Source organism: Pseudomonas sp. EZ-C24, from assembly GCF_014525325.1.
Classification (GTDB): Bacteria; Pseudomonadota; Gammaproteobacteria; order Pseudomonadales; family Pseudomonadaceae; genus Aquipseudomonas; species Aquipseudomonas shirazensis.
In genome coordinates this window covers 71,557-89,431 of sequence record NZ_JACDIU010000021.1, presented here as the reverse complement: position 1 = coordinate 89,431, position 17,875 = coordinate 71,557, and the positions used below count along the sequence as shown (strand labels likewise).

15 protein-coding genes are annotated in these 17,875 nt (G+C 61.5%); 8 read left to right on the top strand and 7 right to left on the bottom strand.

The genetic code is table 11. The annotated features are described in order from the left end of the window. The first annotated feature begins 68 nt into the window (after positions 1 to 68). From lepA to pdxJ, 6 genes are all read left to right on the top strand, one after another. Positions 69 to 1,868, top strand: a complete 1,800-nt coding sequence (lepA, locus tag IDM28_RS17775) for a translation elongation factor 4 (protein ID WP_103438390.1) — start codon at positions 69 to 71, stop codon at positions 1,866 to 1,868. A 5-nt stretch (positions 1,869 to 1,873) separates the two neighbouring features. Then, positions 1,874 to 2,728, top strand: coding sequence for a signal peptidase I (gene lepB / locus IDM28_RS17770; RefSeq protein WP_101321884.1), 855 nt, complete (start codon positions 1,874 to 1,876; stop codon positions 2,726 to 2,728). 176 nt (positions 2,729 to 2,904) lie between these two features. After that, positions 2,905 to 3,594, top strand: coding sequence for a ribonuclease III (gene rnc / locus IDM28_RS17765; RefSeq protein ID WP_101321883.1), 690 nt, complete (start codon positions 2,905 to 2,907; stop codon positions 3,592 to 3,594). Beyond that, positions 3,587 to 4,489 carry a GTPase Era gene (era, locus tag IDM28_RS17760; protein ID WP_101321882.1) on the top strand — a complete coding sequence of 301 codons (903 nt, stop codon included), beginning with the start codon at positions 3,587 to 3,589 and terminating at the stop codon, positions 4,487 to 4,489. The genes rnc and era overlap by 8 nt, the downstream gene beginning before the upstream one ends. 54 nt (positions 4,490 to 4,543) lie before the next feature. Continuing rightward, on the top strand, positions 4,544 to 5,227 hold the full coding sequence (gene recO / locus IDM28_RS17755) for a DNA repair protein RecO (protein WP_101321881.1): 684 nt from the start codon (positions 4,544 to 4,546) through the stop codon (positions 5,225 to 5,227). Between the two features lie 61 nt (positions 5,228 to 5,288). Then, complete coding sequence (gene pdxJ, locus IDM28_RS17750; RefSeq protein ID WP_219855757.1) at positions 5,289 to 6,011, top strand: pyridoxine 5'-phosphate synthase; 723 nt, start codon at positions 5,289 to 5,291, stop codon at positions 6,009 to 6,011. A gap of 6 nt (positions 6,012 to 6,017) precedes the next feature. Here the strand turns inward: pdxJ and IDM28_RS17745 are convergent, their stop codons facing one another. From IDM28_RS17745 to cmoA, 4 genes are all read right to left on the bottom strand, one after another. Then, positions 6,018 to 7,403 carry a heavy metal sensor histidine kinase gene (locus IDM28_RS17745; protein WP_150572215.1) on the bottom strand — a complete coding sequence of 462 codons (1,386 nt, stop codon included), beginning with the start codon at positions 7,401 to 7,403 and terminating at the stop codon, positions 6,018 to 6,020. After that, complete coding sequence (locus tag IDM28_RS17740) at positions 7,400 to 8,074, bottom strand: heavy metal response regulator transcription factor (RefSeq protein ID WP_101321878.1); 675 nt, start codon at positions 8,072 to 8,074, stop codon at positions 7,400 to 7,402. The genes IDM28_RS17745 and IDM28_RS17740 overlap by 4 nt, the downstream gene beginning before the upstream one ends. Before the next feature lie 180 nt (positions 8,075 to 8,254). Next, positions 8,255 to 9,211, bottom strand: a complete 957-nt coding sequence (gene cmoB, locus IDM28_RS17735; RefSeq protein ID WP_188036580.1) for a tRNA 5-methoxyuridine(34)/uridine 5-oxyacetic acid(34) synthase CmoB — start codon at positions 9,209 to 9,211, stop codon at positions 8,255 to 8,257. Then, positions 9,208 to 9,951, bottom strand: a complete 744-nt coding sequence (gene cmoA / locus IDM28_RS17730; protein ID WP_188036579.1) for a carboxy-S-adenosyl-L-methionine synthase CmoA — start codon at positions 9,949 to 9,951, stop codon at positions 9,208 to 9,210. The genes cmoB and cmoA overlap by 4 nt, the downstream gene beginning before the upstream one ends. 258 nt (positions 9,952 to 10,209) lie before the next feature. Here cmoA and IDM28_RS17725 point away from each other — a divergent pair, with 258 nt between their 5' ends. After that, complete coding sequence (locus IDM28_RS17725; RefSeq protein WP_188036578.1) at positions 10,210 to 11,406, top strand: alpha-xenorhabdolysin family binary toxin subunit A; 1,197 nt, start codon at positions 10,210 to 10,212, stop codon at positions 11,404 to 11,406. A gap of 14 nt (positions 11,407 to 11,420) precedes the next feature. Beyond that, complete coding sequence (locus IDM28_RS17720; protein WP_188036577.1) at positions 11,421 to 12,359, top strand: alpha-xenorhabdolysin family binary toxin subunit B; 939 nt, start codon at positions 11,421 to 11,423, stop codon at positions 12,357 to 12,359. 6 nt (positions 12,360 to 12,365) lie between these two features. Here IDM28_RS17720 and IDM28_RS17715 read toward each other — a convergent pair whose 3' ends face one another. From IDM28_RS17715 to IDM28_RS17705, 3 genes are all read right to left on the bottom strand, one after another. Next, on the bottom strand, positions 12,366 to 12,758 hold the full coding sequence (locus IDM28_RS17715; RefSeq protein WP_150570578.1) for a protease inhibitor I42 family protein: 393 nt from the start codon (positions 12,756 to 12,758) through the stop codon (positions 12,366 to 12,368). A 121-nt stretch (positions 12,759 to 12,879) separates the two neighbouring features. Then, positions 12,880 to 15,300 carry an endopeptidase La gene (gene lon / locus IDM28_RS17710; protein ID WP_188036576.1) on the bottom strand — a complete coding sequence of 807 codons (2,421 nt, stop codon included), beginning with the start codon at positions 15,298 to 15,300 and terminating at the stop codon, positions 12,880 to 12,882. Positions 15,301 to 15,463: 163 nt separating this feature from the next. Then, complete coding sequence (locus IDM28_RS17705) at positions 15,464 to 17,875, bottom strand: glucose/quinate/shikimate family membrane-bound PQQ-dependent dehydrogenase (RefSeq protein ID WP_188036575.1); 2,412 nt, start codon at positions 17,873 to 17,875, stop codon at positions 15,464 to 15,466.

Here is a 17,875-nt window from a genome sequence, read left to right as displayed (position 1 = left end):
GCTTAAGGTACAATTCCCGGCTATTTTTCGGCGGGCGTCCGGCTCGCAGCCATTTCGAGTAGTGACCCGTGAGTGATTTGAGTCATATCCGCAATTTCTCCATCATCGCCCACATCGACCACGGCAAGTCGACGCTGGCCGACCGTTTCATTCAGATGTGCGGTGGCCTCTCGGCGCGCGAAATGGAAGCCCAGGTGCTCGATTCGATGGATCTGGAGCGCGAGCGCGGCATCACCATCAAAGCCCATAGCGTCACGCTGCATTACAAGGCGCAGGACGGCAAGACCTACCAGCTGAACTTCATCGACACTCCCGGCCACGTAGACTTCACCTATGAAGTCAGCCGGTCGCTGGCCGCCTGTGAAGGCGCGTTGTTGGTGGTCGATGCTGGCCAGGGTGTCGAAGCCCAGTCCGTGGCCAACTGCTACACCGCTATCGAGCAGGGCCTTGAGGTCATGCCGGTACTGAACAAGATGGACCTGCCCCAGGCCGATCCGGACCGCGTCAAGGACGAAATCGAGAAGATCATCGGTATCGACGCGGCCGACGCCGTAGCCTGCAGCGCCAAGAGCGGCATGGGCGTGGACGAGGTGCTCGAGCGCCTTGTGCAGCAGATCCCGGCGCCAACCGGTGACATCGATGCACCACTGCAAGCGCTGATCATCGACTCCTGGTTCGACAACTACCTGGGCGTCGTGTCCCTGGTTCGCGTGCGCCACGGCCGCGTGAAAAAGGGCGACAAGATTCTGGTCAAGTCGACCGGCAAGGTTCACCTGGTCGACAGCGTCGGCGTGTTCACGCCAAAGCACACCCAGACCGCCGATCTCAAAGCAGGCGAAGTGGGCTTCATCATTGCCAGCATCAAGGAAATTCTCGGCGCGCCGGTCGGCGACACCCTGACCTTGAGCTCCACCCCCGAGGTGGAAGTGCTGCCAGGCTTCAAACGTATTCAGCCACAGGTCTACGCTGGCCTGTTTCCGGTGTCTTCCGATGATTTCGAAGACTTCCGCGATGCGCTGCAAAAGCTGACCCTGAACGACTCGTCGCTGCAGTACGCGCCTGAAAGCTCGGATGCACTGGGCTTTGGCTTCCGTTGTGGCTTCCTCGGCATGCTGCACATGGAGATCATCCAGGAGCGCCTCGAGCGCGAATATGACCTGGACCTGATCACCACGGCGCCGAGCGTGATCTTCGAGATCAAGCTCAAGACCGGTGAAACCATTCACGTCGACAACCCGTCGAAACTGCCGGATGTATCAGCAGTCGAAGACTTCCGTGAGCCAATCGTGCGCGCCAATATCCTGGTGCCGCAAGAACACCTGGGTAACGTCATTACCCTGTGCATCGAGAAGCGCGGTGTTCAGCGTGACATGCAGTTCCTCGGTACTCAGGTGCAGGTAAGCTACGATCTGCCAATGAACGAGGTGGTACTGGACTTCTTCGACCGTTTGAAGTCGACCAGCCGCGGTTACGCGTCGCTGGACTACCATTTCGATCGTTACCAGTCGGCCAACCTGGTCAAGCTGGACGTGTTGATCAACGGCGACAAGGTTGATGCGCTGGCGCTGATCGTGCACCGCGACAACGCCCACTACAAAGGGCGCGCGCTGACCGAGAAAATGAAAGAACTGATTCCTCGGCAGATGTTCGACGTCGCGATCCAGGCCGCCATCGGCGGGCAGATCGTCGCCCGGACCACTGTCAAGGCGCTCAGAAAGAACGTACTGGCCAAGTGTTATGGCGGCGACGTCAGCCGTAAACGCAAACTGCTCGAAAAGCAGAAAGCCGGTAAGAAACGCATGAAACAGGTCGGTAACGTGGAAATTCCACAAGAAGCCTTCCTCGCCGTGCTCAGGTTGGATAGCTAGGTCCTATGTCGCTAAATTTCCCGCTGTTGCTCGTCATCGCCGTTGCCGTCTGTGGCTTGTTGGCTCTGATCGATCTGCTGTTCCTGGCTCCGCGCCGGCGGGCGGCGATTGCCACCTATCAGGGCAGCGTCAGCCAGCCAGAAATGGCCGTGGTCGAGAAGCTGAACAAGGAGCCGTTGCTGGTTGAGTACGGCAAGTCGTTCTTCCCGGTGCTGTTCATCGTGCTGGTGCTGCGCTCGTTCCTGGTAGAGCCGTTCCAGATTCCTTCCGGTTCGATGAAACCGACGCTGGAAGTGGGCGACTTCATCCTGGTGAACAAGTTCTCCTACGGCATTCGCCTGCCGGTGATCGACAAGAAGGTCATCGAGATTGGTCAGCCGCAGCGGGGCGACGTGATGGTGTTCCGCTATCCGAGCGACCCCAACGTCAACTACATCAAGCGTGTGGTTGGCCTGCCGGGCGACCAGATCGGCTACACCAGCGACAAGCGCCTGTTCGTCAATGGCAAGCAGGTCGCCGAGCAGTTGGTCGGTAGCGAACCAGGCACCTTGGGCAGCGCTGAGCTGTACAAGGAGCAATTGGGCGCGGCCGAGCACATGATCCGCAAGGAAATGAGCCGCTACCGCATGCCGCCTGACCAGCAATGGACGGTACCCGCCGGCCATTACTTCATGATGGGCGACAACCGCGACAACTCCAACGACAGCCGTTTCTGGGATGATCCAAACATTCCCAAGGAACTGCATGGCATGGTTCCGGACCGCAATATCGTCGGCAAGGCGTTTGCAGTCTGGATGAGCTGGCCAGAGCCCAAGCTCAGCCACCTGCCCAACCTGTCGCGGGTCGGCCTGATCCATTGATACCCATCGGCGCTGTCTGCAGACAGCGCCGAATGCTTTTCTGACATAGGCTGTGTACTCAAGGTCGAGAGCGTCTTGAAACACGGGGGCGCTACCAACTGGCAGCGATTCACAGCCATACCGTCTTTTCAGGATGTTGATTTGAACAACGCGTTGAACAACAAACGGGTGGCCGCATGACTGCTTCCCTTGCACGCCTGGAGCGCAAGCTCGGCTATACCTTCAAGGATCAGGACCAGATGTTGCTGGCCCTGACCCATCGCAGCTATGCCGGGCGCAATAACGAGCGCCTGGAGTTTCTTGGCGACGCCATCCTCAATTTCGTCGCCGGCGAGGCGCTGTTCGAGCGCTTCCCGCAGGCCCGCGAAGGCCAGCTGTCGCGCCTGCGCGCACGCCTGGTCAAGGGTGAAACTCTGGCGCGGCTGGCGCGTGGATTCGACCTGGGAGAATTCCTCCGACTGGGTTCGGGTGAGCTGAAAAGCGGTGGTTTTCGCCGCGAATCGATCCTCGCCGATGCCCTCGAGGCGCTGATTGGCGCCATCTATCTGGATGCCGACATGCAGACCGCGCGCGAGCGCATTCTGGCCTGGCTGACCGATGAGTTCGAGAGCCTGACACTGGTCGACACCAATAAAGACCCGAAAACCCGCCTGCAGGAGTTTCTGCAGTCGCGTGGTTGCGATTTGCCGCGTTATGAAGTGGTCGATATCCAGGGCGAACCTCATTGCCGGACCTTCTTCGTCGAATGCGAAGTGGTCCTGCTGAACAACAAGAGCCGTGGCCAGGGCGTAAGCCGGCGTATTGCCGAGCAAGTCGCCGCCGCCGCTGCACTGATCGCCCTGGGCGTGGAGAATGGTAATGACTGAGAACAACCCAACCCGTTGCGGCTACGTAGCCATTGTCGGTCGCCCCAACGTTGGCAAGTCGACCTTGCTCAACCATATCCTCGGGCAAAAGCTGGCGATCACCTCGCGCAAGCCGCAGACCACCCGCCACAACATGCTCGGGATCAAGACCGAGGGTGACGTGCAGGCGATCTACGTCGATACCCCAGGCATGCACAAGGCCAACGACAAGGCGCTCAACCGCTACATGAACCGCACCGCTTCGGCCGCCCTCAAGGACGTCGACGTGGTGATCTTCGTGGTTGACCGTACCCGCTGGACCGACGAGGACCAACTGGTGCTCGAGCGTGTCCAGTACGTTACCGGTCCGCTGATCATCGCGGTCAACAAGACCGACCGGATGGACGAGAAGGCCGAATTGATCCCGCACCTGAAATGGCTGCAGGAGCAACTGCCGAACGCCGAAGTCGTGCCGATCTCCGCCCAGCAGGGGCACAACCTCGAAGCGCTGGAAGCACTGATCGCCAAGCAGCTGCCGGAGAACGATCACTTCTTCCCGGAAGACCAGATCACCGACCGCAGCAGCCGCTTCCTCGCCGCCGAACTGGTCCGCGAGAAGATCATGCGCCAACTGGGTGCCGAGCTGCCGTACCAGATCACTGTCGAGATCGAAGAGTTCAAGCAGCAAGGCCATGTGCTGCACATCCATGCCCTGATCCTCGTCGAGCGTGATGGCCAGAAGAAGATCATCATTGGCGACAAAGGCGAGCGTATCAAGCGCATCGGCTCCGACGCGCGCAAGGACATGGAAACGCTGTTCGACGCCAAGGTCATGCTCAACCTTTGGGTCAAGGTCAAAGGCGGTTGGTCCGATGATGAGCGCGCCCTGCGCTCGCTGGGCTACGGCGACCTGTAACACACCCCCAACGGCCCGGATTGTTCCGGGCCGTTCTGCATCCGGGCCTTCCCCATGGAACAACCTCAAGGTCAGCCGGCGTACGTGCTGCACAGCCGTGCGTACCGCGAGACCAGCGCGCTGGTGGACTTTTTCACGCCGCAAGGTCGCGTGCGTGCGGTGCTGCGCCGGGCGCGGGGCAAGGGTGGCAGCCTGGTGCGCTCGTTCGTGCCGTTGGAAGTCGAGCTGCGTGGACGCGGCGAGCTGAAGAACGTCAACCGCCTCGACAGCGCCGGCATTGCCGCCTGGCTCAATGGTGATGCACTGTTCAGCGGCTTGTACCTGAATGAACTGCTGATGCGCCTGCTGCCGGCCGAGGCGCCATACCCAGCGCTGTTCGAGCACTATGCCCTGACCCTGCAGGCGTTGGGCCAGGGCCGGCCATTGGAGCCGTTGCTGCGGGCCTTTGAATGGCGCCTGCTGGAGCAGCTCGGTTACGCCTTTGCCCTGGATCACGACGTCAACGCCGAGCCTATCGCCGCCACTGGTCTGTACCGCCTGCAGGTCGACGCCGGGCTTGAGCGGGTGGAGCTGTTCCAGCCCGGGTTGTTCAGGGGCGATGAACTGCTCGCACTGGCCCACGCCGAGTGGGAAGCGCCTGGCGCATTGCTGGCAGCCAAGCGACTGATGCGCCAGGCCCTGGCCGTCCACCTGGGGCCAAAACCGTTGGTGAGTCGGGAGTTGTTTCGCAAGCGCTGAGCACGTCGTATGCTGTGCGGCTACATCTTCAGGAGAGCCTTTCGTGACTCATAGCAACCGCATGCTTCTCGGCGTCAACATCGACCACGTGGCGACCTTGCGCCAGGCCCGCGGCACCCGCTATCCAGATCCGGTCAAGGCCGCGCTGGACGCCGAAGAAGCGGGCGCCGACGGCATTACCGTACACCTGCGTGAAGACCGCCGGCATATCCAGGAGCGCGATGTACTGTTGCTCAAGGACGTGCTGCAGACGCGGATGAACTTCGAGATGGGCGTTACCGAAGAGATGATGCTGTTCGCTGAGCAGATTCGCCCGGCGCACATCTGCCTGGTCCCGGAAACCCGTCAGGAACTGACCACCGAAGGCGGCCTCGATGTGGCCGGTCAGGAAGCGCGGATCAAGGCGGCCGTCGAGCGCCTGGCCCGCACCGGCGCTGAAGTGTCGTTGTTCATCGATGCCGACGAGCGCCAGATCGAAGCTTCGCGACGGGTCGGCGCGCCGGCCATCGAGCTGCACACCGGTCGCTATGCCGATGCGCTGACCCCAACCGAGGTGGCCGATGAGCTCAAGCGCATCGCCGACGGCGTCGCGTTTGGCGTCGGCCAGGGCCTGATCGTCAACGCCGGCCACGGCCTGCATTACCACAACGTCGAGGCGGTCGCGGCGATCAAGGGCATCAACGAGCTGAACATCGGTCACGCGCTGGTGGCGCATGCGCTGTTTGTCGGCTTCAAGGCCGCCGTGGCTGAAATGAAGGCGTTGATCCTGCAGGCCTCGCGCTGATCGGCGTCACTCGGCACGAAACAGCAAGGTAAACCGGGTTGGCCCATGCGCCTGGCTGCTGACCTCGACCCGGCCGCCGTGCAGTTGCATGATCGACTGCACGATCGCCAGCCCCAGGCCAGTGCCGCCATCGAGCCGCGAGCGACCGCTGTCGGCCCGGTAGAACCTTTCGAACAGGTGTGGCAGGTGCTCGTCAGCGATCCCCGGCCCGTGGTTCTCAACCCATACCCAGGCCTGCTGTGCATGGCGGCCAATGCCAATGGTTACGACGCTGCCCTCGGGGCCATGTCTTAGTGCGTTGCTGAGCAGGTTGGACAAGGCCCGTTGGCACATCAGCCGGTCGCCCAGGGCGGTGGCCCAGCCTTGATGCCTGATCTCGATATCCTTCACTTCGGCGCTGATGGCAAACAGCTCGCTGACGCGCACGACTTCGTCGGCCAGCGCCAGCGGTTTGAACTCGACCTGGGCCTGCGGCTGGCTGACCTGCGCGAGAAACAACATGTCGTTGATGATGCGGTTGAGCCGAGTCAGTTCTTCGATGCTGTCTTCCAGCACCTCGCGATAATCGCCGCTGTCGCGTGGGCGGGCGAGGGTAACCTGGGCCTTGCCCATCAGGTTGCTCAGGGGCGTGCGTAGCTCATGCGCGAGGTCGTCGGAAAACTGCGACAACTGGCGCACACCCTGATCGAGCCGATCCAGCATCACATTGATCGAGCGGGCGAGGTCGGCCAGTTCCTGCGGCAGGCCGCTGGAGGGCAGTCGATGGTCGAGCGCTTGCGCAGACACCTGGCCGGCGATCCGGCGAAACCGCCTCAGTGGTTTCAAACTGCGCTGCACCAGCTTCCAGGCACAGACGCCAATCAGCAGCAGTAACAACGGCAAGGCCAGCAGAGTCGAGCGCAGGTAGGCGTGCAACAGGTAGTGATCGTCGGCGCGATTGAGGGTCATCATTACCCGCACCGGGGTGTCATCGCGCAGCCGCATCGCCTGCGTCACGCTGAGAAACTGCGCTCCGCTGCTGTCCTTCCATTCCTGAAAGGTCTGGCCGTCGCTCCACGGCAGCTCGCGCAGGCGCTGTGACTGCAGCGCCGGGCCCAGGCTGAGCAGGGCTGCATGGCGGCCATTCAGAGCCATCACGCTGAGGCTTAGGTTGTCATGGCCCATGACCAGGTCGAGCAGTGGGTGGGCGCGGCTGGCCAGGTCAGCGCTACGCAGGTCGACCCGCAGGTTGTGTTCTACCTGCAGCATCTTGCGCGCGAGGTCCTTGCGCGCGCGGCTGTCCAGTTCATGGTCGAGGGCAAACACCGCCAGGCAGGCCAACAGCAGCACCAGCGCGGCGCCCATCAGGGTCACGCTCAGACCAAGCCGCAGAGACAGGCTGGCGGGTTTCAACGGCGCGCCTCGAGCACGTAGCCAACACCGCGCAGGGTGTGGATCAGTTTGTCTTCGAAGGGATCGTCGATCTTGGCCCGCAAGCGCCGGATCGACACCTCGACAACGTTGGTGTCGCAATCGAAGTTCATGTCCCACACCAGCGAGATGATCTGCGTGCGTGACAGCACCTCGCCGCTCTGGCGCATCAGCAGGTGCAGCAGCGAGAACTCCTTGGCAGTGAGGTCGATACGTGTGCTGCCACGCCAGGCCCGGTGGCGGCCAGGGTCCAGCTCCAGGTCGGCGACGCGCAATGTGCTCGGCTGTACCTGCTGATCATTGCGCCGCAACAGGCTGCGGATCCGCGCCAGCAATTCGGGAAATTCGAATGGCTTGAGCAGGTAGTCATCCGCGCCCAGATCCAGGCCCTTGACCCGGTCAGACAGGCGACCGTGAGCGGTGAGCATCATGATTCGCGTGGCCGACTCGGCGCGTAGCCGTTGCAGTACGGCCCAGCCGTCCAGTTCCGGCAGGTTGACGTCCAGAATGACCAGGTCATAGGCCTGCTGGCGGGCCATGTGCAGGCCGTCGATGCCAGTGTGTGCGCAATCCACGACATAGCCGTTTTCGCGCAGTCCTTGCTGAAGGTAATCGGCAGTCCGCAGTTCGTCCTCGATGATCAGTAGGCGCATGCTCGGGCTCAGGCAGAATTCGGGAGAGGGATTGTCGACCCTGAAGCTGGATCAAGGTCAAGCGCGCGATAGTACGCCAAGCCTGGGGTGGATCGGCGTGAATAACGGATTTGTCATCAGCGCGTCATCTGGCGGTTAGCCAGACGACGCGCTGAGCAGACAGGATGGTTGCGGCCGGGTTTACTTGCGCGCCAGGATCGTCGCCCGCCGCGGGGCGGGCAGGCCTTCGATGGTGCGGCTGTGGTCCTGCGGGTCGAGAAAGTCGCTCAGAGACTGATAGCGCATCCACTCGGTGCTGCGCTGCTCCTCGACACTGGTGACACTGACGTCGACGCAGCGCACGTCACTGAAGCCGGCGCGCCGCAGCAGGCGCTCCAGTGCCGGTACCGAAGGCAAGAACCAGACATTGCGCATCTGCGCATAGCGGTCTTCGGGAACCAGCACTTGATTCTCGTCGCCTTCGATGACCAGAGTTTCCAGCACCAGCTCACCGCCTTTTACCAGGCAGTCCTTGAGCGCCAGCAAGTGCTCGATGGGCGAACGACGATGATAGAACACACCCATCGAAAACACCGTGTCGAAGCCTTCGAGGTTGGCCGGCAGGTCCTCAAGGGCGAATGGCAGGTGCCACGCCGGCAGCTCGGGCAGGTACTTGTGCACCGCCTGGAACTGGCAGAAGAACAGCCAGTTGGGGTCGACTCCGACCACCATGTCAGCGCCGGCGCCGAGCATGCGCCATTGGTAGTAGCCGTTGCCGCAGCCGACATCCAGCACACGCTTGCCGGTCAGGTCCAGGTGCGGGCTGACCCGCGCCCACTTCCAGTCCGAATGCCATTCGGTGTCGACATGGACGCCAAACAACTCGAACGGGCCCTTGCGCCAAGGCGACAGGCCCATCAAGGCCTGCTGCAGCTGAGCGCGCGTCGCCTCGTCGCAGGGGCTGTGCAGACTCAGGCCATTGACCAGGTCAACTTCACTCGGCACCAGCTCAGGCAGCGCCTCGAGGGCGCCATGCCAGCGCTCAAGGTCACCGTGGCCTTTTTCCATCTTGCTGGCCAGTTGGGCTTGCAGGCCTTGTGACCAGGTGGCCAGGGGGGTGCCCGCCAGACGGCGGACCAGGGGGGACAAATCGATCATGGCAGGGCTATCAGTGAGGCGAAGTTTAGGCATTGGAACCACGGCACGACCTTGCTGAAACCGGCCGCATGCAGGCGCGCCTTGTGGGTTTCGAGGGTGTCGGGTTTCATCACGTGTTCGATGGCGCTGCGCTTCTGGGCAATTTCCAGTTCGCTGTAGCCGTTGGCGCGTTTGAAGTCCAGGTGCAGTTCGTTCAGGAGTGCCTGTTCCTGGTCATCGGCGAAGCAGAGTTTTTCCGAGAGGATCAACGCCCCGCCCGGCAGCAGTGTCTGGCGGATGCGGCTGAGCAGTTCGAGGCGCTGGGTGGGGGCGATGAACTGCAGGGTGAAATTCATCGCCACCACCGAGGCTGCCTCGAATGGCAGGGCCAGAATATCCGCCTCGAGCACCTGGACCGGGAGCAGTTCCTGGAACATCGAGTCTTGCGCGGTGAGGTACTGGCGACAGCGTTCGACCATGGCTGCCGAGTTGTCCACGGCGATCACCCGGCAGCCGTCGCTGCGCACGTGGCGGCGCAACGACTGGGTAACCGCACCCAGCGAGGCGCCGAGGTCATACAGCGCGGAGTGTGGCTGGGCAAAACGCGCGGCCAGCACGCCAAGGTTTTCGACGATGGTCGGGTAACCGGGCACCGAGCGCTTGATCATGTCCGGGAACACCCGCACCACGTCCTCGTTGAAGGCGAAGTCGGGCACCTGGTCCAGGGGCCTTGCAAACAGGCGGTCGGGTGTCTGGCTCACTGCGGGCTCTTGGGAAAAAAGGTGGGGCAGTATTCTAGCTAACGCGGTCGTCGCTGCCTATGTAGCAGGGCCAGACAGCGCAAATCGGGGACCGGTGGCAACGATTCCATTTCTCAGCGTTCTGGCGTCGAACGTTGACATTTCTGTCAGTGCTTCAACGTTGTGCCGACTTCGGTCGGGTGGTCACAGGCTTAGGCTCTTAGTCGCAGTCAAGGCCATGATCCCGTGTTGCCAATTGACATTGCGTGGAGAGCAGCGATGAGTGAGAGCACTGAAACCCCGGTGAAGTCTGGCGCAGCAGACGCGGTTCGCCCCCCGACGTTTGAAGAACTGACGCCGAGTGAGCGGGCTGAGCGGATTCCCCAACAGATCTTCGATTTGAAGAAAGACGAACCGGCTTTCATTTTCAGCAAGGACAACCTGCTGATGATAAAGCGTTACGAAGCGGCCGTGCGCCGATTGCCCTCCTCTCGCGAGGAACTGGCCGGTACGCTGGATTTTGCCGCCGTGGGGTTAGAGATTGACGACGTGCACCGTTTCTACGACAACCTGCGCAGGCATGTCAACGGATGGGATGACATCGAAGATGCGTGCAAGAAGATGGGCAGCGAACTGCAGGTATTCGCCGAGACCTTGTTCACTGAAGGGGTAGCTTTTATTGCCGAGTTGAAATCGACTGACGCGTGGGCATCGTTGGAAAACACGTCACTCAATGATATTGATCTGGAAAAAGCACCGCCTGTTCCGCTGTCCCGCAAGGACACGGCGACCTTTAAGGAGGGCGTGGACAGTTACCTGAAAGACATTGAATCGCAGATCAAGGAGCGATTGAAGTCGATCCGGCATGTCAAAGCGCTCACCGATAGGTTTGCAGATGTCATTGGCAGTCACCTTAAGCCGACTGCGGACGGTTTGCTCAAGGCGATGAACAAGAAAGACGTTTCCCTTGAAGTGCAGAAAATCGACCTGGAGTTGACGGAGCTGGATAACGCGATCGAGCGCAAGCTTGACGAGTATAACGGTCTGGTCGGCGCTTCCTTTTATGGCCTTGTTTTCGGGCCGGTAGGGCTCTTGATTACCGGTGGCATCTACGGTGCTCAAGCCGAGGAAGTGCGGGCCGAGAAGAATACGCTGATCGCCAGACGGGAAGCGTCGGCTGTTCGTAAGAGCAAGTTGCTCGCGCAGTCTGAAAGCTTTGAATTGACCAAGAGACTGATCATGGACTTGCAGTTCCGTCTGGTCGAGGTCAGGACCGCCGTCAAGAATCTCGAAGATGTCTGGGTGTTGCTGGAAGTCTACGTTGAGCAATCGTTGGCGCAGCTCGAAAAAGTTGACACCCAGGTAATGCTGAAAAAATTTGTGCGGCAGTTTCAGCGAGTGATCAGTCCTTGGAAAGACATCCTGGGAATCTCCAAGACAATTTCAAAGTTGTTCAATGAAACGATAGTCTCTTAAGGGAAGGTTGGGTTATGGACATGAAAAACACGGCGTCGCTGTTGCCCGATATTGCGAACATGCTGAAGGTCGAGACGCGAGTCAACGATATCGCTCACGGTGAAGCCACATTGATGCTGCCCGCCCTGCGCGAGCAGATTGGCGATCTGTCGAAACGTATCGAACACGGGAACAAGGTACTTCGGACAAAAATCCTCGCGGCGTGGGTTGCATTAAAGGAGCCGCTGGAGGACGCCCAGGAGGATGAAGGTGAAGAGAACGGGCAGGAGTTGCTGCGGGCGCGAGGTACTGTGCAGCAGGCGATGGCCCAGGCAAGCGGCGCCATCGCCGACGTCTGCAGTCACCCGTTACCTGACGCTGCAGTGCTACGGGGGGAGCTCAGGTCGTCGATCAGCGCGCAACAATCAGCGATCAGTGGTCTTGAAGAAATGCTGGCGAAACAGCAGCAGCGCCTGCACGACATTCACCAGCTCATTGATGCCTTGGAAAAGCCCTCGATGAGCAAGGCGTTCAAAGGCCTTATTCCCAAAGAGCAGGATGTTGATGCCGCCCTGGCTCTGCTCAAGGACCCAAGCCTCGATCCAGCCGTGATCAAGGCCGGCATTCGCAGACTCAACGAAGGGATCGACGAACTGGCTGCCGCACGCAAGTTTGCCGATCTGGTCAAGGCGGTGGGTGTCCTGGACAAACGTCTGAAGGAACAGCACGAGAGTCTCGCGAAGACTCAGGCGCGTCTGGCCAGGAGTCAGGAGGAACTTGCGCAGTACGACGGGCTGGATGAACTGGGCACGCTGCACGGTCAATGGTTGCAGGAGGCGGCCAAACTCACCAGCGGTTGGCAGCCTCTGGAGCAACTGGCAATCAATACCGTCGAGCGACGTGAGCTGCTGACGGCGTTGCGCAACATCCACGACTACCTGTTGCAGGTGCGCCGGCAATTCGAGGGTGGGTGATCAGTATCACCTGACCGAGATGGCGCAATCGAAGGTTTGCACTGGCCGTACTTCTGGTGCCCAGGGCTGCTGGTAGACCAGAGTCAGCTGGGCTGCTCCGACAGCCTTGGCCTGGAAGCGCCAGGTCGAGACGCCAGCGCTGCCGACCAGGCCGGCCGCTTCCGGCTGGCTGTACACCTCCGGGCTCAGCGCTCGGAGGACTTCAGGTGCAGCGTTGTCGACCCGCCAGCGGTAGCCGGTGGTCGGGTTGCTCGGGAGGCTCAACGTCAGGCTCTGACCCAGTTGCAGGCGGACAGGACATTCATGTTTCGCGTCCAGGTCGACGTTCTGCGGGGGCTGCTGGGCGCAGGCGGTGATCAGGGTCAGGCTTGAGGCGACAAGGAGGCGGGTGGCTGTCATGTTGGCTCCGGAAACGGGCGATGACCGAGCATAACCGAAGCACTTGCAGGTCTGTCCAGCCTGCTGGTGTTTTCGGCTGTTCGACCCCGTGACTGGCAGCACGGGGTCGAACGCCCTCAGATCAGAATAATACCTTGGCCACGTCGGTAAAGCGTTTGGCGAAATGCACCGTAAGCCCTTCGCGCAGGTACTCCGGCAGTTCCTCGAAGTCGCCGCGGTTGGCTTCGGGGAGGATCAGCTCGAAGAGTTTTTGCCGCTTGGCGGCGATGATCTTCTCGCGCACACCGCCGATCGGCAGGACCTGGCCGGTCAGGGTCAGCTCGCCAGTCATGGCCACGCCTTTTTTCGGCGCCTGATCGCGAGCCAGCGACAACAGTGCGCTGGCCATGGTTACGCCGGCACTCGGACCGTCCTTGGGCGTGGCACCCTCAGGCACATGCAGGTGAATGAAAGCCTCGTTGAAGAAACCGGGGTCGCCGCCAAACTGCTTAAGATTGGCGCTGACGTAGCTGTAGGCAATTTCAGCAGATTCCTTCATGACATCACCCAGTTTGCCGGTCAGCTTGAAGCCGCGGTTGAGCGTATGAATGCGCGTGGCTTCGATCGGCAGCGTGGCACCGCCCATGCTGGTCCAGGCCAAGCCGGTTATCACACCTTTGCCAGCCAGCACCTGTTCGCTGCGGAACACCGGCATACCCAGTGCCGCTTCAAGATCCTTGGGGCCTATCTTGAGTTTGGCCTGCGGGTCTTCAAGCAGCTTCATGACCGCCTTGCGCACCAGCTTGCCCAATTGCTTTTCCAATTGGCGCACACCCGCTTCGCGGGCATAGCCATCGATTACCAGGCGCAGCGCAGCGTCGCTGATACTCAGGCTGGTTTTGGCGACACCGGCTTTCTCCAGCTGCTTGGGCCACAGGTGACGCTTGGCGATGGCCAGCTTCTCTTCGGTGATGTAACCAGACAGGCGGATCACTTCCATGCGGTCGAGCAGAGGCCCCGGAATCGAGTCGAGGGTGTTGGCGGTACACACGAACAACACCTTGGACAGGTCCAGGCGCAAGTCCAGATAGTGATCAAGGAAATCGACGTTTTGCTCCGGGTCGAGGGTTTCCAGCAGCGCCGAGGCCGGGTCGCCCTGATAGCTCTGGCCCATCTTGTCGATCTCGTCGAGCATGATCACCGGGTTCATCACCTCAACGTCTTTCAGCGCCTGCACCAGCTTGCCCGGCTGGGCGCCAATGTAGGTGCGGCGGTGGCCCTTGATCTCGGCCTCGTCGCGCATGCCGCCGACACTGAAGCGGTAGAACGGCCGGCCGAGCGATTCGGCGATGGACTTGCCGATGCTGGTCTTGCCCACCCCGGGCGGGCCAACCAGCAACACGATCGAGCCACTGATCTCGCCTTTCCAGGCGCCGACGGCGAGGAACTCGAGAATCCGCTCCTTGATGTCATCCAGCCCGGCGTGATGCTGATCAAGCACCTTGCGTGCATGCTTGAGGTCGAGCTTGTCCTTGCCGTAAACGCCCCAGGGCAGGGCGCTGGCCCATTCCAGATAGTTGCGGGTAACGGCGTATTCCGGCGAGCCGGTTTCCAGGATCGCCAGCTTGCCCAGCTCTTCATCAAGGCGTTTTTTCGCGGTGGCAGGCAGGGTCTTGCCCTCCAGGCGCTGCTTGAACTGCTCAAGGTCGGCGCTGCGGTCGTCCTTGGTCAGGCCAAGTTCCTGCTGGATGACCTTGAGCTGTTCCTTGAGGAAGAACTCGCGCTGGTGCTCGCCGATCTGCCGGTTGACCTCTGCCGAGATCTCGTTCTGCAGGTGGGCGACTTCCACTTCCTTGCGCAGCATCGGCAAGACTTTTTCCATGCGTTTGAGCATGGGCACGCAGTCGAGCACTTCCTGCAGCTGCTTGCCGGTGGCCGAGGTCAGTGCCGCAGCAAAGTCGGTCAGCGGCGACGGGTCGTTGGGGCTGAAGCGGTTGAGATAGTTCTTCAGCTCTTCGCTGTACAACGGGTTGAGCGGCAGCAACTCCTTGATCGCGTTGATCAAGGCCATGCCGTACGCCTTGACCTCATCGGTCGGCTCGGTCGACTGGCGCGGGTACTCGACTTCGACCAGATAAGGTGGGCGATGGTGTTTGAGCCAGGTACGGATGCGCACCCGGGTCAGGCCCTGGGCAACGAACTGCAGCTTGCCGTTCTCGCGGCTGGCGTGGTGGACCTTGACCAGGGTGCCGTACTCGGGCAATGCCGAAGTGTCGAAGTGACGGTGATCTTCGGGCGGCGTATCCATGAAGAACAGCGCCAGCGAGTGGTGATCGGTCTTGGCCACCAGGTCGAGGGTTTCTGCCCATGGCTCTTCGTTGACGATCACCGGCAGCACCTGGGCCGGGAAGAATGGGCGGTTGTGAATCGGGATGACGTAGACCTTGTCTGGCAGCTGTTGGCCGGGCAGGGCCAGGGCATGGCCAGGGATTGCGGCGCCTTCGAGGTGTTCGATTTCGCTATGTTCGTCGGGCTGTTCCGAATGATCCTGCTGGTCGCTCATGAGGCACCTGAGTTAATGACTATGGTGCTTAGATGGGGTAAAGGCCAATGGGTTTCAAGCCAGCGTAGATGAAGAGGTTAGCGCGCTATTTATAAGGGACCAAAAAAAAGCGGAACCATACAGGTTCCGCTTTTTTTATGCAGATGATGCACTGGCGCGAGTATTAGTCGGCCAGTTTGTAAGCGATGATGTAATCACCCATCTTGGTGCCCAGCGAGCCGTGGCCGCCGGCGGTGACCAGCACATACTGCTTGCCGTCCTTGCCGGTGTAGGTCATCGGCGTGGCCTGGCCACCTGCTGGCAGGCGCGCCTTCCACAGTTCGGCGCCGTTGTGCACGTCATAGGCACGCAGGTACTGGTCGAGTGTGCCGCTGAGGAAGCCGACACCGCCCGCAGTGACCATCGAGCCGCCCATGCTCGGCACACCGACCGGCATACCGATCGGGATCGGCGTGCTGTCACGGGTGGTGCCGTTCTTGTGCTTCCACACCACCTTGTTGGTGAACAGGTCGATGGCGGCTACATAACCCCAGGCCGGTGCCTGGCACGGCACGCCCAGTGGCGACATGAAGGGGTGCATGATTACGGCGTACGGAGCACCGCTGTTGGGCTGCACGCCGCTGGTTTCACTTTCGCGCTTGCTGTCGGCAGCGACTTGCTCGCGCGGCACCATCTTCGACACGAAGGCCATGTAGTTGGGCGAGGTGAACATCAATTGGCGCACCGGGTCGATCGACACGCTGCCCCAGTTGAACACACCGACGTTGCCGGGGTAGATCAGGCTGCCCTGTTCCGACGGCGGGGTGTATTGGCCTTCGTAGCGTAGTTCACGGAACTGGATACGGCAGAGCATCTGGTCAAACGGGGTGGCGCCCCACATGGCCTGTTCGGTCAGGTCCGGGCCCAGCAGGTTGAGGTCGGAGCGGGCCTGGGTCGGGGCGGTGTGGTCACCCTTGACCGCGCCCTGCGGCACCGGGATCTCGCGGATCGGCACAATCGGCGTGCCGTCGCGACGGTCAAGTACATACAGGCTGCCCTGCTTGGTTGGCACGATCACCGCTGGCTTGATGCCGTCATCGGTCTTCAGGTGCATCAGGGTCGGCTGGCTGCCGACGTCCATGTCCCACAGGTCGTGGTGAGTGAACTGGTAGTTCCAGCGGGCCTTGCCGGTGGCCAGGTCCAGGGCAACGATACCGGCGCTGTACTTCTCGGCGCCCGGGGTGCGATCCGCGCCCCACTGGTCAGGGGTCTGGTTGCCCAGTGGCAGGTAGATCATGCCCAGGTCTTCATCGACGCTGGCGATCGACCACATGTTGGCCGAGTTGCGGCTGTAGGTCTTGCCAGGTGCCAGTGGCTTGGTGTCATCCGGGTTGTTGCTGTCCCAGTTCCATACCAGATGACCATCGTGCACGTCATAGGCGCGGATCACCCCGGACGGTTCGTTGGTCGACTCGTTATCGGTGACATGGCCGCCGATGATCACCAGATCGCGTGTAATCGCTGCAGGCGACGTCGAGTAGTAACCACCTGCGGTGAACGGGCCAATGCCGGTAGTCAGATCGATGACGCCCTGGTTGGCGAAGCCTTCGCAGACTTTGCCGGTGTCGGCGTTGATGGCGATCAGGCGCGCATCGGCGGTCGGCAGGTACAGGCGGCGCGGGCATGCCTGGGCAACGACCTGGCCAGCATCGGATATTTTCGGCGCCGGGCTGCCGTCACGGCTGACGTAGCGGTTCTCGTCATAATAGGACGCACCCCGGCAGGTCATGTGGGCGAAGCCCTTGAAGGTACCCACCGGGCTCTTTACTTGCGGGTCGAAGCGCCAGATTTCGGCACCGGTGTCCGGGTCCAGCGCCAGCAGCTTGCTGTGCGCAGTACAGGCGTAGAGCATGCCGTTGACCTTCAGCGGCGTGTTCTGGTTGGTCAGTTCGACCGGGTCGTTTTCAGTGGGCAGGTCGCCGGTGCGGATGCGCCAGGCTTCTTCCAGGCGGTAGGCATTCTGCGCGGTGATCTGGCGCAGCGGCGAGTAGCGGTCGCCGTGCTCGGTACGGCCATACGCCTGCCAGTCGCCGTCAGGCATGGCCGGGGCGGTGCTGGCCATTTCGCTGCTGTCGCGGTTGAACTCGCCGCGGATCTCGCCCGGGTGAGTGAACTGGCTGGCCAGTGCGGTGGCGCCGGCGGCAACTACTGCAACGCTGAGCAGCGCGGTGTTGGCTCGGGAGGCCGGGCCAAGCAGCGGGCGGCGTGCCCACGGCAGCAGCAGGACTACGCCAAGGGCGAACCAGATCGCCAGGCGCGGCACCAGTTGCCACCAGTCCAGGCCAACTTCCCACAGCGCCCAGGCGGTGCTGGCCAGCAGCACCACGCCGTAGACACCAAGGGCGATCTGCCGTTTGGCCAACAGCAGGATGCCGCTGACGGCAAAGCCGATGCCGGCCAGCAGGTAGTAAAGCGATCCGCCCAGCTGGCTGAGCTTGATACCGCCGGCCAGCAGGGCCAGGCCCATCAGCACCAGCAGCACGCCTAGCAGGCGCGGTAGCCAGCGGGTTCCGGTTTTGGCACCGTCAGTGCTCAT